Below are 18,553 nucleotides of genomic sequence, written 5' to 3'. Positions count from 1 at the left end.
CAGGATTGTTGCCTGCTGTCACCTAAACACTACGTCAAATGCATGGATGATTAGCCGCACTGAAGAGGCATCTTTCCCATCTGCCATAAGGAATCCCATGTTCTACAGTCCGCTCCGTACCCTGATGTTCCAACTCGATCCCGAAACCGCGCATGACTGGACTCTACGCCTGCTGCGTTCGATGCCGGTGCCCCTGAGCCGTATGTTCGCCGCCTGCGTGCCGGCGGCGCCATGCCGGGTCATGGGCATTGATTTCCCCAATCCAGTCGGGTTGGCAGCGGGCCTGGATAAAAATGGCGAATGTATCAATAAGTTGTCAGGCTTTGGATTTGGTTTCGTCGAAATCGGCACCGTCACGCCCCGTCCACAGCCGGGTAACTCCAAGCCCCGGATGTTTCGGTTGCCGGCGGCGCAGGCGTTGATCAACCGGATGGGATTTAATAACAAAGGGGTGGATTATCTGGTTGAACAGGTACGGCATTCCGGTTTCAAGGGAGTGCTGGGTATCAATATCGGCAAGAACGCCGATACCCCGGTTGAACGCGCGACCGATGATTATCTGATCGGTCTGCGCAAGGTCTATCCTTGGGCCAGTTACGTTGCGGTCAACATCTCCTCGCCCAACACGCCGGGATTGCGCGACCTGCAATACGGTGCGGCGCTGGATCGTCTGCTGGAAGCCCTCAAAACCGAGCAGCGGCGGCTGGCCGATGAGCAGGGGCGTTATGTGCCGCTGGCGGTCAAGATTGCGCCGGATATCGCCGACGCTGATCTGCCGACGGTAGCCCAGGCGCTGCTACGCTATGAGGTGGATGGTGTTATTGCGACTAACACGACTTTTTCCCGCACCGGCGTGGAGCAATTGCCTGATGCCGATCAAGCTGGGGGGTTGAGCGGCGCGCCGCTGCGAGAGCGTGCTACCGCTGTCGTCAAACAGTTACGGGCGATTCTGGGTGATACGTTGCCGATTATCGCGGTCGGCGGGATCATGAGCGGGGCTGATGCCGCCGACCGCATCGCAGCCGGCGCCCGCCTGGTGCAGATTTACACGGGGTTGATTTATCGTGGGCCGGATTTGATCCAGGAGGCAGTCAAAGCGCTGCGCTAATTGAACCAGGACTTTCGCTTTTCGTCATTCCCGCGTCAGCGGGAATCCAGTAAGCTGCTGAAAAGACTGGATACCCGTTTTCACGGGTATGACGACACCCAGTTTATGAGCGAAAGTCCTGTGAACGAGTGGAGCCGGGAACCCGCCACCTTGATGCAGTCCAAATCGTTTTCCTACCATTGGAGGATATGTCTATGTCCAAAATGCTGTTGTTACTGCTGGCGCTGCTGGTGCCTACCCTGACTCAAGCCGCTATCGAAACCAAAACTGTTGAATACCGGCAAGGTGATACCCGGCTGGTGGGTTATCTGGCTTATCCCAAGGAGGCCAAGGGACCGCTGCCGGGAGTGCTGGTGGTGCACGAATGGCTGGGTTTGAACGACTACGCCAAGCGCCGCGCCGACCAACTGGCAGAATTGGGTTATGTAGCGTTCGCTGCGGACATCTACGGCGACGGAAAAGTTGTCGCTGACCCGAAGGAGGCCGGTACGCTATCTGGTTCCTACAAGAAGGATCGGCCGTTATTGCGGGCGCGGGTTGCCGCTGCTCTGGCGACCCTGAAGGCGCAGCCGGGCGTCGCCCCCGACAAGGTAGCCGCTATCGGCTACTGCTTTGGCGGTACTACGGTGCTGGAACTGGCGCGGAGTGGCGCGAATGTGGCGGGAGTAGTGAGCTTCCACGGGGGTCTCGACACGCCTGCGCCCCAGGACGCCAAGAATATCCACGCCAAGGTGCTGGCGCTGCACGGGGCGGATGATCCGTATGTGCCGGCGGATCAGGTGGCGGCGTTCGAGAATGAAATGCGTCAGGGCGGTGTCGATTGGCAGTTGGTCGCTTACGGTGGCGCGGTGCATGGCTTCACCAACCCGGCTAATGGCAACGACAACAGCAAGGGTGCTGCTTATAACGCCGTCGCTGATGCCCGTTCCTGGGCAGCGATGCAGCAATTTTTCGGGGAGCTGTTCGGCGGGCGCTAGAAAAGCGGGTCGGCTGAGATACGCTTAACGCTATGAAAATAAAAACGCCTCTTTTATGAGGCGTTTTTATTTTATATTGTGCTTTTGAGTACACACTCATAGCAGCTCTGCGATTTTTACGCCGTGAACTGACAATTTTGGTAACGATTGGACCGCTGCATTTGGGGCTGTGAGGCGAGACAATCAGTGGTGCGGCGTTTAATGGCAATCGACAAAGTCAACTTGAACCGATGCTCTCATAGTCGGCCAACGGGCTGACAATTATGGTCAATACCCTCGGATCGTTTTTGGTATGTAAAATGCGTTTTAATAATTTATTTATATAAAACAATTAATTATATTAATGGTATATCTTTTGCTTTACGCAACTTCAGACCTTTTAATTGAGTTAGCGTAGGAACTGAAATGAAAAAATTACTGACATTATCTTTAGCGCTAATCTCAGGATTAGGGCTGAATAGCGCGGCCAATGCGATCACGGTCGATGGTGGTTTGAGTGATTGGGGGTTGACAAACCAGTGGACGCCTTCAGGCAATGTGAATGGTCAGGGCGCGGGCACTTACCAATACAACGGCCTCAATATCTATTACACCGTTGAGGATTACATCAGCGGCAACGGTGGCCGGGTTGATCCAGGTTATGGCGGTCAAGCCTATGACGCTGAGGCGCTCTATGTGACTTGGGACAGCACCAATCTTTATATCGCTTTGGTGACCGGCCATGACCCGAACACCAAGCAAGCAGGAGGCGATTACGCAGCAGGGGATTTTGCTTTGAATTTCTGGAATGGCACAAGCCCGGATAGCAATTATGAAGTTGGTATCCGAACGCCACATCAGTTCAGCGGAGGTAACCCTGCCAACATCGGCCTATTTACAACCGGTGTGTATCAAACAACCAATGGTGATTGGCTGAAAGACCCGTTTTGGCACACCCAGGCGGTGACTTCGTTGAAGGGCGGACTCACTCCAATGTCTGAAAAGGCCACGATGTCTATTCAGCAGGGGCCGGAAAAAATGGGTGCGGGTTCTGGCCAACACTGGATCTACGAAGTCAGTGTTGCGAAGTCGGTTTTTGGAGCCTTGTTAAAGAATAACGACGAATTGAACGTGAGCTGGACCATGAACTGCGCTAATGACGTGATCACGGTCGAGGATGATGTTCCGGTGGACGAACCACCAGTTTGGGCCTTGCTGGGCTTGACTCTGCCAGCGATGTTCTGGCGGCGGAGACGTTCAGTTCGCTAAACGCAGCGCTTATCTCAACAACAGGGCGCGACTGGCATATCCAGCCGCGCCTTTTTTATTGTTACGCCGCCGTCACTGACGGCAATCCCGACAGCGCCATCGCCAGTTCCGCCTCGTCATAACTCTGATCGGTCAGCTTGCCGGCGAAATAATCCATGTAAGCCTGCATGTCGAAATGGCCGTGACCGCACAGATTGAACAGAATCGCCCGGCTGATCCCTTCCTCCTTGCAGCGCAACGCCTCGTCGATAGCTCCTTTCACCGCGTGATTGGCTTCCGGCGCCGGCAGGATGCCCTCAACCCGGGCGAATAGCACCCCAGCCTCAAAACAACTGAGCTGGTGGTAGGCGCGGGCCTCGATCAGGCCCAATTCCTTGACGTGACTGACCAGCGGGGCCATGCCGTGATAGCGCAAGCCGCCGGCGTGAAAGCCGGGCGGAGTGAAAGTTGAACCCAGGGTGTGCATCTTGGTCAGCGGGGTCAGATGCGCGGTATCGCCGAAGTCATAAGCATACGGGCCACGGGTCAGGGTGGGACAGGCCGCCGGTTCAATAGCGACGATACGAACCCTCTGCCCACCGCGCAGTTGCGCACCGATAAAAGGAAAGGCGATGCCCGCGAAATTGGAGCCGCCACCGGTGCAGGCCACGATCACATCGGGATAATCGCCGGCCATTTCCAACTGCGCCATGCTCTCCAGCCCCACCACCGTTTGATGCAGCAACACATGGTTCAGCACCGAGCCGAGCGCGTATTTGGTGTCGTCGCGCTGAGCGGCCACTTCCACCGCCTCGGAAATGGCGATGCCGAGACTGCCGGGATGATCCGGCCGCTGGGCGAGAATCGCCCGACCGCAGGCGGTTTCTTCGGAGGGCGAGGCCACGCAGCGGGCGCCGTAAGTTTCCATCAGCGCCCGACGGTAGGGCTTCTGCTGGTAGGACACCCGCACCATGAACACCTGCACCTCAATTCCGAACAGCGCGCCAGCGAAGGCCAGCGACGATCCCCACTGCCCAGCGCCAGTTTCAGTCGCGATCCGCTTAATCCCCGCTTCCCGGTTGTAGAACGCCTGAGCCACGGCGGTGTTGGGTTTGTGGCTGCCCGCCGGGCTAACTCCTTCGTACTTGTAGTAAATCCGCGCCGGGGTGCCGAGCGCTTTCTCCAGCCGGCGGGCACGGTACAGCGGAGTCGGTCGCCACTGCCGGTAAATGTCACGAACCGGTTCTGGAATCTCGATCTCCCGCTCAGTGGAGACTTCCTGCTGGATCAGCGACCGAGGAAACAGCGGGGCCAGATCGTCCGGGCCAATGGGTTGCAAGGTTCCGGGATGTAGCACCGGCGGCGGCGGTGTCGGCAGATCAGCCACCAGGTTGTACCAGGACTTGGGCATCCGGCTCTCGTCGAGCAGGTATTTGACGGATTCAGTCATGATTTCTTTGTCCAAAAAGCAAAAGCCCGCCATGGCGTCGGCGGGCTGGGTTTATCCAGTGCGGCGATCAAGCGCCGCTGATTTTAGCCGAGGCTAACCCCGTAATCGCGGGCGACCGCCACCAGTCCGCCGGCATAACCCTGGCCGATGGCCTTGAACTTCCACTCGTCGTTGTTGCGGTACAGTTCACCGAAGATCATCGCCGTCTCAATCGAGGCGTCTTCAGACAGATCATAGCGAGCGAGTTCCAGTTCGCCCTCGGCATTCAGCGCCCGGATGTAGGCGTTGCTGACCTGGCCAAAACTCTGCTTGCGCGCCTCGGCGTCATGGATGGTGACTACGAAGGTCACCTTGGCGGCATTGGGCGTCATCAGGCCCAAGTCAATTTCGAGCACCTCATCGTCGCCGCCACCCTGCCCAGTGCGGTTATCGCCCTTGTGCGCAATTGCGCCAGAGGGATCGTGCGGGTTGTTATAGAACACGAAATGCTGATCGCTCAGCACCTTGCCGCTGGCGTCCAGCACGAACGCCGATGCATCCAGATCGAAAGCAGCGCCGTCGGTGGCGCGGGCATCCCAGCCCAGACCGAAGCGCACCTTCTTCATCCCCGGCGCCGCTTTACTCAGCGAGACGTTCTGACCTTTTTGGAGAGAGACAGCCATTGCACAATTCTCCTCGGAAAACTAGATGTTGATGCCGTACTGGCGGCACATCGCCGCCAAGCCACCGGCGTAGCCCTGACCCACCGCGCTGAACTTCCACTCGCCGCCATGGCGATAGAGTTCGCCGAAAATCATCGCCGTCTCGGTCGAGGCATCCTCGGCCAGATCGTAGCGGGCGACCTCGACATTGGTTTCAGCGTTGACCAGCCGGATATAGGCGTTCATCACCTGGCCGAAATTCTGTCGGCGTTGCTCAGCTTCGTGGATGGTGACGGTGACCGCGATCTTCTGCACCTCCGCTGGCACCCGGCTCAAATCCACCATGATCGTTTCGTCGTCGCCTTCACCGGCGCCGGTGAGATTATCGCCGGTGTGCTGCACCGAGCCACAGGCGGATTTCAACTGGTTGTAGAAGATGAAATCGGCTTCTGAGCGAGCCTTGTCACCCGCGCCCAGCAGGAACGCTGAAGCGTCCAGGTCGAAATCCACACCATCAGTGGCGCGGGCGTCCCAGCCCAGCCCAACCAACACTTTTTTGAGATCCGGCGCTTCCTTGCTAAGCGACAGCTTACCGCCTTTATTGAGGGAAATAGCCATGAGCTTGTTACTCACTTGGTTAAGGACTTGGTGATTTGAGAATCTGGAATCTTGGGAAGGTTTATTAACCAGGACCTTCGCTAATAAACCTGGCGTCGTCATACCCGTGAAAACGGGTATCCAGTTTTTCAGCGGGTTACTGGATTCCCGCTGACGCGGGAATGACGGAAAGCGAAAGTCCTGTTAACTCTTCCCCACACTGGAGTTGGAGTCGGTCTTCTCCGGCGCGGCCCCATCGGTCGCTTCATTCTCTTCCTTTTCCGGCAACAGCAGCGAAGCGATCACGCCCACCGCCAGCACGCCGAGAATGATCATCAGGCTCAGGTTTGAAGAAATCTCGAATCCGGGCCAGTGGAACAGGTGGTTCGACGCCTGGAGCGCCAGCTTGAAGGCGATGAAGAACAACAGCGCCGCCACCGCCTTGTCGAGATGCACCAGGTATTTCTGCGCCGCCGCCAGCACGAAGTACAACGAGCGGAGACCGAGAATGGCGAAAATGACCGACGAATAGACCAGCAGCGGTTCGCGGGTCACCGCGATCACTGCCGGCACCGAGTCGAAGGCAAAGATGATGTCCGACACCTCGATGCAAACCAGACACAACAGCATCGGCGTGGCATACACCACCGCCTCCCGGCTGACCGACACGCTGGAGTCCTGCTCCACTACTGTTTTGACGTGGCCGTGATGGACGACGAAGTGGTCGCCATGCAGACGAGGAAAGATCGGCACCAATTTTTGGGTTAACCGCACCGACCAGTGATCGGAATAATCCTCGATTTCGTCATCTCCGCCGATGCCCGCCAACATCTTGTAGCCGGTCCAGGCCACGATGGCGGCGAATACAAACTCGATCCAGGTACTCAAGCCAAACAGACTGGTGCCGAAGGCGATGAACAGCATCCGGAATACCACCGCGCCCAGAATGCCGAAGTACAGAATCCGGTGTTGCAGAGCGCCCTTGATGCCGAAGGAAGCGAAGATGGCGACGAATACCATCATGTTGTCCACCGACAGGGACTTTTCCAGAATGTAGCCGGCCAGGAACAGATCGGCGTACTCGTTGCCGTGGTGAATCTTGATGTAAAAAAAGAACGCGATGGACAGGCCGATCCAGAATAGCGACCAGGCCACCGCATTGGGGATGCTGATGTCCTTGCTGTCCTTGTGCAGCTTGAGGTCCAGCCAGACTGAAAAGGCGACCACCGCCACAAAAATGGCGATGGTTTCCAGTGGAAAGCCGAGATGTTGTTCCATGGATGACCGTGCTCAGCCCAGATCGAAGTCTTTAGGATTCAGGCTCAGCTCAGCGCAAATCTTGCGCACCACCGCCTTCTCGCCATCGTCGAAATTGCCGTCAGCAGCTCCAATCGCGCAGCAGACCCGCACCATCAGCTTGGCTTCGGCTTCGTTACCCTTGAGCTTGGCCACGGCCTGTAAGGCGCTGGCCTGACCGATCTGCTGATCAAACTCGAACTGCTTGGCGTATTTGTCGAAGATCGTGATCACTTCTTCAACGCTGAATACGGAGAGCACCTCGGAATTGCGCAGAAACCCCATCATCTTCTGCTTTTCCTCCGGGCGAACGACCCCGTCGGAGTGAGCCACCAGGGCGCAACCCGCCACTACCGATTCCAGGAAACTCTTGTTGCGAATCTTGGTGACTTCGGTTTTCAGGCTGGCGGAGACTTCACTGTAACGCTGTTTCAACCATTCAAGAGCCATGCGCGTGTTCCTCTAGTTATTGCAACGTGTTGAAAAATTAGTCTTTGGAACCAGCGACCCAACGCAGTCCAAAGCCGTAGGCTTGGTCAAGAACGCGATGATCCGCGAAATACTCGACCAATTTTGTGACCTTGATATTGCCGTTCTGGTTTTCCAGCATCGCCAGCGCACACATTCGCTGATCGTTGCGATGACTGTCCACCCGGAGTTCCAGCGTCGGTTGACCCGGAATGGTGATAGTCACCACGGCATCGGTTTCCGCCCAGTTGGGCGCGCCCTCGTAAATCATGGCGAACACCAGCACCCGGTCCAACTGACCCCACTGCTGGCCGTTGATATGCAGGAATTCGCCTGCCGCGCTGGCGCCGCTGCGATCATCGCCCATAAGCTGAATATAGGGCAGTTGTTGCAGGCTGCCGAAGTTGCCGCCCAGCGCCTGCACTGCGCCAGGTCGGCCATCGCTCAATTTGAACAGGCAACCCAGGTCGAGATCGATCTTACGGCTGGTCAGTCGGCCAAAAAATCCCTTGCCGCCGCTGCCCTGATTCCAGTTGAGATTGACCACGATTTCGCCGAATCCTTGCGCTTTTTTCTCCAGCGAAATACTGGGCGTCTTCTTGTCCAGGGTAATTTTTTCCAGCCGGATCGGTTTGGGTGAACTCGGTAGCGGAGTGGAAGTAGGCGCTGGGGCAGTCGGATGCGGCGGTGGAGCGGCTTCGGCTACATCGGGATCGTCGGCGACATCCACCCCGTACTGCCGCGCCAGCGGCCCCAGCCCGCCGACGAAGCCCTGACCGACGGCGCGAAACTTCCATTCATTATTGCGGCGGTATAGCTCGCCAACGATCAGCGCGGTTTCCGGCATCATCTTGGTCGCTAACGGGAAAGTCGCCAGCGTCGCCTTGCTGCCGGCCTCGCGGATTTCCGCCCGCACCTGGCTTAACTGGCCGAACGATTGCCCACGCCGCTGGCCCTGGTCAATGGTCAGGGCTATAACAATTCGCTCAATGCTCGCAGGAAGCTGGGCGAAGGTGATGGTGAAGCTTCGACCGTCGCTGGCGCGCTGGAGACCGCCGCCGGCCAGCGCTAACTGGTTGTAAAAAATGAAATCGCCATCGCCGCGCACCTTGCCCTGAGCGCTCAGGGCGAAGGCGCTGGAATCAATCGCCAGCGGCGTGGTCACGGGTTCCCAGGCGAGGGTGATTTCGACGGCAGTCGGTGGCGGGCTGTGTCGGGTGATAGCGATATTCTGGCCGGGTTGCAGATCCATAATTCCATCCTCGACCGGTCTACAAATAGGGCCGGAGCGCCGGTAGCAGGTCGTGGAAGGTGCGGCCGCTGGCGTGTTCACCGATGGCTTGCAGCTTCCACTCACTGTTATGACGATAGAGCTTGGTCATAATCAGTCCGGTGTAATTACCGCCCTCCAGCGACAGGTCGAAGCGAGCGACCTCGTTGCCGTTAGCGCCGTCCGTCAGCCGGCTGAAGGCGCTGGGAATGCCGGCGAAACCTTCGCCGCTGAAGCTGTTGACGGTGAAAATCAGAGTCTGCACCGTAGCGGGCACCTGATTCAGTTCAATAGTGATACGCTCGTTCTCGGAACCGGCCTCGCCACCGCCGGAGCGATCATCACCGCTGTGATGAATAGAGCCGCAGCGACTTTGCAGTTGTCGAAACCAGACGGTATCCACCGGATTGCCACCGGCGTCGAACAGCAGACAGGAGGCGTCGAGATCCACCGCTTCCTGGCGAGTACCCGCGCCGAAGCCCAGAAAACCCTTGGACTGCACTTGCTTCATGCCCCAGCCCAGACCCATGACGACCCGGCTCAGGCCGCGCCCGGCCTCTTTTTCCAGGCTGATGCGCTGTCCTTTTTGCAGATTGATGGCCATGCGGATTTCCTCGCTGCTAAGGCTAAAAGTTGAATAGGGATGACGAGCGCTGCCGTCATGGATAGTGTAGACACCGGTTCCGATAAAGTGCGCGGCCCCGGCGGAATGAGAAACCGTTGGCGGGCAGCGATTTTGGTCGGATTTTGATTAAAATTTTAGCTAATGTTGAGTCGGATGCGCCAAATTCAAGGGCATCGGGCATTTTTTGAATGGAGGTAGTCATGCGCATGATGGCGTTACTGTTGGCGGCGACTCTGGCCGGCGCGGTTCATGCCGCCCCTGCACCTGAATCGAACGTCAAAAAATGGCAGGATGAAAAAGGGGTCTGGCACTATGGCGATGCCCGGCCGGTTTCGCCCGATACCGCCGTCAACAGCGCTGCCGAAGCTTATCGGCGCGGTGATTATCTCGCTGCCTTCGAGGAGTATATGAGTTGGGCCAAGCAGAACGATCCTCGTGCCCAAACCATGATCGGCCTGATGTACCTGCGCGGTCAGGGAGTGGGACAGAGTGCGCGCAACGCTGCTGAATGGCTCCGCAAGGCGGCGATGCAGGGCAATGCCGATGCCCAGTTTCAGCTTGGGATGTTGTATGCCGCTGATCCAGAGATCGCGCCCAGCGCCAAGGAGGCGTTGTTGTGGCTGCGCAATGCGGCGGATCGGGGCAATGCCGAAGCACAATTTGTGCTGGCTGCCCAGTACGCGACGGGCCAAGGTGTAGCGCGGGATGATCGGGAAGCCGCCGGGCGTTATCAGCAAGCAGCCGAGCAGGGCCACGCTGGCGCCCAATTCGAGTTAGGGAATTTTTACGCCAGTGGCCGTGGGGTGTCGCGCAACGATAAAGAGGCGGTGCAGTGGTATCGGCGAGCCGCGCAGCAGGGTCACACTGGCGCGCAGTTCGCGCTAGGGGCGATGTATGCATCCGGGCGCGGGGTATTTGCCAGCGATGAAAATGCGGTAAGCGAGTATCGCAAGGCCGCTGAACAGGGGCACGCCGAAGCCCAGTATAATCTGGCGGTGCGTTATCTGAGCGGGCGCGGCGTTGCCCGCAACGCCGGGGAAGCGTTCAAGTGGTTCCAGAAAGCCGCCGCGCAGGGACTGGCATTGGCCCAGTTGAGCGTGGGGCAACTGTACGCCGATGGCCAGGGCGTGGCGCGCAACGATGCGGAGGCGGCGCGCTGGTATCGGCGGGCCGCCGATCAGAATCTGCCGCTGGCGCAGTACTCCTTGGGCCGGATGTATGCCGAGGGGCGCGGACTGCCGCGTGATGAGCGGGAAGCCTTGCAATGGTACCGCCGCGCCGCCGACCAGAATCTACCCTTGGCGCAACTGGAACTGGCCACCGGTTATCTGAACGGGCGCGGGGTGGTGCTGGACCAAGCCAAGGGGATGCAACTGCTGAATCAGGCGGCGACGGGTGGTAGTCCCGAGGCGCAAGCAATGCTGGCGGAATACGCCTTCGCTGGACGTGGGATGCCGCGCGATGAGCGGGTTGGTCTGGAGTGGTTGCGCAAGGCTGCCGAGCAGAATCATCCCGAGTCCCAATACCGGCTAGGGACATTGTATAACCAGGGCGAGCTGATCGGACGTGATGACCGGCAGGCGGCGGATTGGTACCGCAAGGCTGCCGAGCAGAGCCATATCGCCAGTCAGACCCGCTTGGCCGGCATGTACATCGCGGGTCTTGGGGTACCGCGTGACTTGCAACAGGCATTGCGGTGGTTCCGCGAAGCCGCCCGCCAAGGCAACGCCGAGGCAGAACTGAATGTCGGGATCATGCTGGCGACTGGACAGGGCGCAACCCGCGACGAAGCACAGGCCGCGCTTTGGTTTCGCAAGGCCGCCGAGCGCGGTTTGCCTATTGCTCAGTTGAATCTGGGATTGTTGTATGCGGAAGGTCGGGGCGGGTTGCCACGTGACGAGGCGCAGGCGGTAGCCGGGTATCGTAAGGCCGCTGAACAGGGGTTATCGCTGGCCCAGCTCATGTTGGGGCTGGCTTACGCGAACGGGCGCGGCCTGCCCCGCGATGATCGGCAGGCCTTCCAATGGTTTGAGCGCGCCGCTGCCAGTGGATCGGCATTGGCGCAGTACGGAATGGGGATGCTGTATAGCAACGGTCGCGGGATCGGGCAGGATTGGATCAAGGCGTATCTGTGGTTAACCATGGCTGCGTCTGGGGGCTATGTGGGCGCGACCCAGCAACTGGATTACATCAGCAGTCAGATGAATGAAATTGAACTGGCGCAAGCGCGACAACTGGCTCGCGAGTGGCGAGCCGCCAATGCTGGGAATTCCAGAGCGAATTGAGGGGTTCGTGGCACGGGCTTCCAGCCCGTGTCGCGGGATGGTGTTGCGAACGGAGCTAATGGCACTTGCGATTGGGATCCAGCAGATGTCGGCCCAAATCCTTGACGAAGGTTTCCAGTTGCGCCGATTCATCGTGCATCCGTTCGTGAACCTGGTGCAAAGCGCTGGTTAAGCGGTAGGTACGGAACATGAGTTGTTCCAGATCATCGGTCTGCCAGAGCCGTTCCGGGTTGACTTCCGGCTCGCCGTCGTTCAAAACCACTGCGCACCAGTCGGGTAGCCGATAGAGCAGCACCGATTCCCGGTCATTGGCCAGACAGAGGGTAACCCCGATGTCGTATTTGCCAAGCACGGTCGCCACTTCATCGAGGCAGCGTCGCATTTCTTCGCTAGGCTGTTCAGCAGTGCGCGGAACTTCACCCGCGATCATTACCTCCTGTTTCTCATCCACGCTGCTCATCGTGTTCGCCTCCTGTCGTCCGGGTCGGGTTGGGGTTCAAGCGGTCGGGTGTCGTGGTCGTTTGCAAAGGGCGTGGCGAAGATATCCGTCTTATTTGCTCAAGAATACCATGCGAGTGGGCATCGAGGCAGAGACCTTTGATGACCGGCATCGGTTGTTGCTGAAGGTTAGCTGCTGTTTTTGCACTGGATGCTCCACTTGTCCCAACTGCTACTCGCACTGTTCATCCTCAACTCGGCCTTGACCTTCCAGAACCGCTGGCCCACGGTCGGGGTGCGCTGGGTTCCCGAACTGTCCATTGAACTGGCGCTGTTGCTGCTGGTGCTGGTATTGATCGCGGCTTGGCGGGGTGCGCCGGGTCGCCGGTTGCGTTGCGCCGTTTTGGTCGGCTACGTCATCCTGACGCTGGGGCGCTATCTGGATGTCACCGCGCCGGCCCTGATGGGGCGATCCATTAATCTGTACTGGGACAGCCCGCATCTGCCGCAAGTAGCGGCCCTGTTTCTGGATCAAGTCGCGGGCTGGCAGGTGTTGCTCGGCGGGTTGGCGCTGCTGGCGCTGCTCACTGCGCTGGTTTTGGTTCTGCGCTGGGCGCTCAGCACCGTCATCGAGGCGCTTGACCATACTCCTGTCCGTCGTGCGCTCGGCGTCCTGGCTTTGATCCTGCTGGTGCCCTACGGTGCCGGTTGGCTGATTCCGCGCCTGCCGGTTGGACACGGCTTCGCGTTGCCGGTTACTGCCATGTTGGCCGAGCAAGTGAAGAGGGTGCTGGCTGCGACCGTGTTCAGGGATCATGGTCGAATCGCCGGGCAACCGCCGCTGCCGGTTTCGGATTTGAGCCGCTTGGGTAAAGGCGACGTGTGGGTGATTTTTTTCGAGTCACAGGGAGCGCTGGTATTCGACGATCCCCGCTTCGCGATTCCGCTGGCTGACGATTTTGCGACACTGGAACGGTCACTGCTGGCCGCAGGTTGGCAGATCGCCTCAGCGCGGGTCGAATCCAGCACCTTTGGTGGCTCGTCCTGGTTGGCCCATTCCAGCCTGCTGTCCGGCCTGCGCATTGCCGATCAGGATGATTACCACGACTTGTTGACCAGTAACCGCGCTACGCTGGTCAGCCGTTTTGCCGCTGCCGGTTATCGCACAGTGGCGCTGATGCCCGGTCTGCGTTATGCCTGGCCGGAAGGACAGTTCTACCGCTTTGATCGGATTGTCGACGCTGAACGCCTGGAGTATCACGGTCCGGCTTATGGCGGGTGGGTGATTCCCGATCAATACAGCCTGTACCGGCTGCATCAGACTGAAGTCACTCCGACCGGGCGATCACCGTTGCTGGTGTTTTTCCCGACCATCAACAGTCATGCTCCGTTTGCGCCCTTGCCGCCCTATCACCCGGATTGGAGCCATGTTGCCGCCGTATCCGATGCAACGCTGTCGTCAGGCGCGGTGGAACTGAGCGGGCGGCTGGATGGTGAGGAACTGGCAGCGGCCTATGTCCGTAGCATCCGTTACAACCTTGCAGTGCTAGGCGGCTATCTGCGCCAGCACGCCCCTGCCAACGCGCTGTTACTGGTACTCGGTGATCACCAGCCGCCTGCGATTGTCGGCGGACGCGATATTTCCTGGCAGGTGCCGGTGCATGTGTTCTCACGCGATCCGGCCATCATTAGCGCATTTCAGGCGGCAGGATTTCAGGTGGGCATAACCCCGGGTTCGACGGCGCTGGGCGGGATTGAAGAGCTAGGACCGTTGCTGTTGCGGACGTTGGACCGCCCGTCAGCGACTCATGCCGCTGATGCGGCAACGAGCCAGCCAAACGGTATCCACCAAAAATGAGAGGGTTAGCAGCCCCAACGCGACAGCGGTCAACCGCGTTGTCCACGGTGGAAGCAGCGGCGGAATTAGACACAGCGCCAGAATGGCGGTCTGGAATACGCACACGGTTTGGCGGCGCTGGCGCGGCGGCAGCGGCTGGCGCAACCAGGGCAGGGCGTAACCCAAGGCGACAAAACCATAGCGCATCGCCCCCGATAGCAAGACCCAAACCCCGGCCTTGTCCATCTGATAGACCAATGCCGCCAGAACCAGAATAAAAAAAGCGTCTACTTCCATGTCGAACCGAGCGCCGAATATGCTTTGCATCTGGCTGCGCCGCGCCAGCCAGCCATCAACCCCATCGAGCAGCAGGGCGATGCCGGCGAGTGCAGCCATCAACCAGGCTAAGCTGGCTACTAACATCGCCTGGCCGATTAAACCTGCCAGCAATGCGGCAATGCCGGCGCGTAGCAGCGTTACGGTATTGGCCGCGCCGAGTCGCTGTAGCGGCTGATGTTGCGGTAAAAAGGGCAGCAGGGTGAGCAGCAGTCCGATCAAAACAGCGATGCTTTGAATGATATAACTGGCGGGTAATTGAAACCGTGCGGCAATCGCGCTCGCCGCGCTCGCCAGCAGCAGGATCGCCGGTACTACGGTCAATAAGGTGCTGATTAGTAGCGGCTGAAATGGGAATGCAGTGGAACGATTCATTACACTTGCCGTTTCTGGCGATGGTCAGGGGAGAAAGTATGACCGGTAATTCGATGTACGCACGAGCCTTCTGGCTGGTGACTCCCGGCCAAGGCGAGATTCGCGCTGAAACTCTGAATCCGCCCGGCCCGGACGAAGTGCAAATCCAAACCCTGTATACCGGCATCAGTCGTGGCACCGAGAGCCGGGTATTTCGTGGCGAAGTGCCGCCCAGCCAGCATCAGGCGATGCGCGCCCCGTTCCAGCAAGGCGATTTTCCCGCGCCGGTCAAATATGGTTATTGCAATGTCGGTATGGTCGAACTTGGCCCCGCCGAATGGCGTGGTCGAGTGGTGTTTTGCCTATTTCCGCATCAGGATCGCTATGTGGTTCCAGCCACGGCGCTGACGCTGATCCCGGCGCATATTCCGCCCGGTCGAGCGGTGCTGGCCGCCAATCTGGAAACGGCGCTGAACACTTTATGGGACGCTGCGCCGCGTTTGGGAGATCGAATCACGGTCATCGGCGCGGGCGTGGTCGGTTGCCTCATCGCCCGATTAGTTAACCGGTTGCCGGGTTGCGTGGTACAACTGGTGGATGTAGACCCCGGCAAGGAGTCTGTCGCCAACCGGATCGGTGTCCGCTTTACCACACCGGAGCAGGCGCAACCGGAACAGGATTTGGTGATTCACACTAGCGGATCGCCCGCCGGGCTAGTGACGGCGCTGCGTCTGGCCGGGTTCGAGGCGACGGTGCTGGAAGTAAGTTGGTTCGGCACCCAACCGGTCAGCCTGCCGCTCGGTGAAGCGTTCCATAGCCAGCGGCTCACCCTCCGTAGCTCTCAAGTCGGTAGCATTGCCACTGCACAGCGTAGCCGCTGGGATTATCGGCGGCGCATGGCGACGGTGATGGATTTACTGGACGATCCGGTGTTGGATACGCTGATCAGCGGCGAGAGTTCGTTTGCCGATCTACCGCAGAAGATGGCCGAATTGAGCCAAAATCCGGGTGGTACGTTGTGCCATCGCATCGCTTATCCTGCCGTTGACTGAACCGGAATCGTTCGGAATCAGCCTAAGTTTTCCAAGCAATCAACCCAAGGTCTCACCATGTACACCGTTTGCGTCCGTGACCATTTCATGATCGCCCACAGCTTTAGAGGGGAAACTTTCGGCCCTGCCCAGCGCCCACATGGCGCTACTTATGTCGTTGACCTGGAGTTGCGCCGCCCCGATCTGGACCCCGATGGCGTCGTCGTGGATATCGGCAAAGCCAGCGATTGTCTACGCACCGTGCTAGAAGAATGGAATTACCGCAACCTCGACGAGTTACCGGAGTTCGCGGGCCGCAATACTACTACTGAGTTTCTGGCGCAGGCCATTTTCAACCGTATCGCTATTCGGATCGAAGACGGCCAGTTGGGCGTTCACGCCACCGACCTGACCGCTATGCGCGTGACCCTGCATGAATCTCATGTGGCCTGGGCCGCCTATGAAGGACCGCTGCCTTGAATGCAGTTCATTTCCTGATACCCGGCGATCCTGAGACTCGTACCGGTGGCTATCGCTACGACCGTCGCATCATGACCGGACTTGCGGCGCTGGGCTGGCGGGTTGAACTGCATCGCTTGAGTCACGCCTTTCCAATGCCGGATGCCGCTGCACTGGATCAAGCCGATGCAGTATTGGCGGCATTGCCAGGGCAGGCTTTAGTGGTGATTGACGGACTGGCGCTGGGCGCGATGCCTGCCGTTGCTGCCAATCATCGCAACCGGTTGCGGCTGGTGGCGCTGGTTCATCATCCGCTGGCGCTGGAAACCGGCTTGACGGCGGGATTGCGTCAGCAGTTGTACGTTAGCGAACGCGAGGCGTTATGCCACGCCCGCAGTGTGATTGTTACCAGTCCCAGCACCGTGCGGGCGCTGGCCGATTATGGTATTTCGCCAGAGCAGTGCGTTGTTGTCGTGCCTGGTACCGATCCCGCGCCGCTGGCGGAAGGTTCGGGCAGCGCTGAATTGGCGCTGCTGTGCGTCGCCTCGCTGACGCCGCGCAAGGGTCACGCCGTGTTGTTCCGGGCGCTGGCGCGGATTAAGGATCAGCCTTGGCGCTTGCGCTGTGCGGGCAGCACCGATCTTGATCCGGTCACCGCCGCTGAACTGTCAATTTTGGCTGAGGCGTTGGGATTGTCAGCGCGTATCGAATTTTTGGGTCAACTGGACGAAGCGGCGTTGGCGCACGAATACCGGCGGGCCGATATATTTGTGCTGCCGTCGTATCACGAAGGCTATGGCATGGCGCTGGCCGAGGCGCTGGCGCACGGTTTACCTATCATCAGCACTACAGCGGGTGCAATTCCCGACACCGTGCCGGCGGATGCCGGGTTGCTGATTTCGCCCGGCGACGAGGCGGCGCTGGCCGAAGCTTTGTTGCGGGTAATGACTGATCCTGAATTACGCCAGCGTTTGGCGGCGGGGGCGCGGGTGGCGCGGCAAACCTTGCCGGATTGGCCGACGACGTGTGCTTATTTTGCAACGGCGCTTGCGGTGATCCCGGCATGAGCGGTTTTTCGGCGGAATGGCTGTCGCTACGCGAACCGGCGGATACCACTGCCCGCAACCTGGAACTCATGGCCCGCTTGCTGGATTGGCGGCAGCGGCAAAGTTCGTTGACGGTGCTGGATTTGGCCAGTGGAACCGGGGCGAATTGCCGCTTTCTGGCCCCGTTGCTCGGCGGTGAACAGCATTGGCGACTGGTGGATTATGATCCGGCGCTGTTGGCGCGGAGTCAGTTGGAAATGCAGCCATGGGCCAATGCAACCGGTCATTGCGATTTGGAATGGCTGCTTTTGGATTTAGTCCGCGACTGGGAGCGGCTGGATTTTCAAGAGGTGCAACTGGTTACAGCGTCCGCTTTGCTCGATTTGGTGTCAGCGGACTGGCTGGAACGGTTGGCGCACTGTTGCGGGCAATGGCGGGCGGCGCTTTTTATCGCGCTGAGCTACGACGGTGAAATCATTTGGCAACCGGCGCTGGCGGGTGATGAAGTATTGCGCCAGTGGGTCAATCGCCATCAGCGCACCGACAAGGGTTTTGGCCCGGCGCTCGGTTCCGATGCGGTAGCGGCGCTGGCGACCTTGCTGCGAAACCAGGACTACAAAGTTATGGTGCGGCCCAGTCGGTGGCAGTTGGGGCCGGAACAGGCAATGTTGCAAACGGCGCTATTGGAGGGTTGGGTTAATGCGGCGCTGGAAATTGCGCCCGAAGCGGCGAGTGAATTGGCGAATTGGCAGATTCAGCGTCGCCGCTGGATTGAATGCGGGCAATCGCGTTTGCAGGTCGGACATTGGGATTTATGGGCATGGACAGATACAGTGCCAAGTTATACCAATTCTCAGTAGGTTTTCGCATTCAGGGTTCCCGTTTCCGTCATTCCCGCGAATGCGGGAATCCAGTAAGCCGCTGAAAAACTGGATACCCGCTTTCGCGGGTATGACGAACTAAGCTGTTTTTGACCTGAAAAATACAAAACCTATCAGGAAACGGTATTAGGGTATGGGTATGCCGTGTATCCATAGTGTCATTTTTCAACCGTTGCATCAACCATGGACAAATAATCCATGAGTGATTTCTTGCTTCAACGAGGCCG

19 protein-coding genes are annotated in these 18,553 nt (G+C 58.8%); 9 read left to right on the top strand and 10 right to left on the bottom strand.

What is annotated here, in order from left to right:
• Positions 1–97 precede the first annotated feature (97 nt).
• The 3 genes from BN874_RS06705 (at position 98) to BN874_RS06695 (ending at position 3,333) form a co-directional block, all read left to right on the top strand.
• A complete protein-coding gene (locus tag BN874_RS06705) occupies positions 98–1,108 on the top strand; it encodes a quinone-dependent dihydroorotate dehydrogenase (protein ID WP_034431659.1) in 1,011 nt (336 codons plus the stop codon).
• A 194-nt stretch (positions 1,109–1,302) separates the two neighbouring features.
• A complete protein-coding gene (locus BN874_RS06700; protein ID WP_034431658.1) occupies positions 1,303–2,085 on the top strand; it encodes a dienelactone hydrolase family protein in 783 nt (260 codons plus the stop codon).
• A 405-nt stretch (positions 2,086–2,490) separates the two neighbouring features.
• Positions 2,491–3,333, top strand: a complete 843-nt coding sequence (locus tag BN874_RS06695) for a hypothetical protein (protein ID WP_034431657.1) — start codon at positions 2,491–2,493, stop codon at positions 3,331–3,333.
• Between the two features lie 61 nt (positions 3,334–3,394).
• On the opposite strand, the gene BN874_RS06690 is transcribed toward BN874_RS06695, so the two are convergent.
• From BN874_RS06690 to BN874_RS06660, 7 genes are all read right to left on the bottom strand, one after another.
• Positions 3,395–4,762, bottom strand: coding sequence for a TrpB-like pyridoxal phosphate-dependent enzyme (locus BN874_RS06690; protein WP_034431676.1), 1,368 nt, complete (start codon positions 4,760–4,762; stop codon positions 3,395–3,397).
• 83 nt (positions 4,763–4,845) lie between these two features.
• On the bottom strand, positions 4,846–5,424 hold the full coding sequence (locus tag BN874_RS06685; protein WP_034431655.1) for a TerD family protein: 579 nt from the start codon (positions 5,422–5,424) through the stop codon (positions 4,846–4,848).
• A gap of 21 nt (positions 5,425–5,445) precedes the next feature.
• Positions 5,446–6,021, bottom strand: a complete 576-nt coding sequence (locus tag BN874_RS06680) for a TerD family protein (protein ID WP_034431654.1) — start codon at positions 6,019–6,021, stop codon at positions 5,446–5,448.
• Between the two features lie 183 nt (positions 6,022–6,204).
• Positions 6,205–7,278: a TerC/Alx family metal homeostasis membrane protein gene (locus BN874_RS06675; protein ID WP_034431651.1), complete on the bottom strand. Its 1,074-nt coding sequence runs from the start codon at positions 7,276–7,278 to the stop codon at positions 6,205–6,207.
• 12 nt (positions 7,279–7,290) lie between these two features.
• A complete protein-coding gene (locus BN874_RS06670; RefSeq protein ID WP_034431650.1) occupies positions 7,291–7,746 on the bottom strand; it encodes a tellurite resistance TerB family protein in 456 nt (151 codons plus the stop codon).
• 37 nt (positions 7,747–7,783) lie between these two features.
• A complete protein-coding gene (locus BN874_RS06665; RefSeq protein ID WP_051497518.1) occupies positions 7,784–9,016 on the bottom strand; it encodes a TerD family protein in 1,233 nt (410 codons plus the stop codon).
• Between the two features lie 19 nt (positions 9,017–9,035).
• A complete protein-coding gene (locus BN874_RS06660; RefSeq protein WP_034431649.1) occupies positions 9,036–9,638 on the bottom strand; it encodes a TerD family protein in 603 nt (200 codons plus the stop codon).
• 221 nt (positions 9,639–9,859) lie between these two features.
• Here BN874_RS06660 and BN874_RS06655 point away from each other — a divergent pair, with 221 nt between their 5' ends.
• Entirely contained in the window at positions 9,860–11,944 is a 2,085-nt protein-coding gene (locus BN874_RS06655) for an SEL1-like repeat protein (RefSeq protein WP_051497517.1), read from the top strand.
• A gap of 55 nt (positions 11,945–11,999) precedes the next feature.
• On the opposite strand, the gene BN874_RS06650 is transcribed toward BN874_RS06655, so the two are convergent.
• Positions 12,000–12,404: a hypothetical protein gene (locus tag BN874_RS06650; RefSeq protein WP_034431648.1), complete on the bottom strand. Its 405-nt coding sequence runs from the start codon at positions 12,402–12,404 to the stop codon at positions 12,000–12,002.
• Positions 12,405–12,602: 198 nt separating this feature from the next.
• On the opposite strand from BN874_RS06650, the gene BN874_RS06645 reads away from it, so the two are divergent.
• Positions 12,603–14,240, top strand: coding sequence for a sulfatase-like hydrolase/transferase (locus tag BN874_RS06645; RefSeq protein ID WP_154724782.1), 1,638 nt, complete (start codon positions 12,603–12,605; stop codon positions 14,238–14,240).
• Here BN874_RS06645 and BN874_RS06640 read toward each other — a convergent pair.
• Positions 14,181–14,930 carry a CDP-alcohol phosphatidyltransferase family protein gene (locus BN874_RS06640; RefSeq protein WP_051497516.1) on the bottom strand — a complete coding sequence of 250 codons (750 nt, stop codon included), beginning with the start codon at positions 14,928–14,930 and terminating at the stop codon, positions 14,181–14,183. The genes BN874_RS06645 and BN874_RS06640 overlap by 60 nt on opposite strands.
• 38 nt (positions 14,931–14,968) lie before the next feature.
• On the opposite strand from BN874_RS06640, the gene BN874_RS06635 reads away from it, so the two are divergent.
• The 4 genes from BN874_RS06635 to BN874_RS06620 are packed head-to-tail and all read left to right on the top strand — an operon-like array spanning position 14,969 to position 18,305.
• A complete protein-coding gene (locus BN874_RS06635) occupies positions 14,969–15,961 on the top strand; it encodes a zinc-dependent alcohol dehydrogenase (protein WP_195912121.1) in 993 nt (330 codons plus the stop codon).
• Positions 15,962–16,018: 57 nt separating this feature from the next.
• Positions 16,019–16,420 carry a 6-pyruvoyl trahydropterin synthase family protein gene (locus BN874_RS06630; RefSeq protein ID WP_034431645.1) on the top strand — a complete coding sequence of 134 codons (402 nt, stop codon included), beginning with the start codon at positions 16,019–16,021 and terminating at the stop codon, positions 16,418–16,420.
• Entirely contained in the window at positions 16,417–17,466 is a 1,050-nt protein-coding gene (locus BN874_RS06625; RefSeq protein ID WP_034431644.1) for a glycosyltransferase family 4 protein, read from the top strand. The genes BN874_RS06630 and BN874_RS06625 overlap by 4 nt, the downstream gene beginning before the upstream one ends.
• On the top strand, positions 17,463–18,305 hold the full coding sequence (locus tag BN874_RS06620) for a class I SAM-dependent methyltransferase (protein WP_051497515.1): 843 nt from the start codon (positions 17,463–17,465) through the stop codon (positions 18,303–18,305). The genes BN874_RS06625 and BN874_RS06620 overlap by 4 nt, the downstream gene beginning before the upstream one ends.
• Positions 18,306–18,333: 28 nt before the next feature.
• Here BN874_RS06620 and BN874_RS25440 read toward each other — a convergent pair.
• Positions 18,334–18,553 (bottom strand): hypothetical protein (locus BN874_RS25440; RefSeq protein ID WP_230314353.1); only part of this gene is annotated, 220 nt, incomplete at its 5' end.

The sequence above is a fragment of the Candidatus Contendobacter odensis Run_B_J11 genome, from assembly GCF_000531125.1.
Classification (GTDB): domain Bacteria; phylum Pseudomonadota; class Gammaproteobacteria; order Competibacterales; family Competibacteraceae; genus Contendibacter; species Contendibacter odensensis.
The sequence above is the reverse complement of the archived record's forward strand: the minus strand, read 5'-3'. Positions and strand labels throughout refer to the sequence as shown.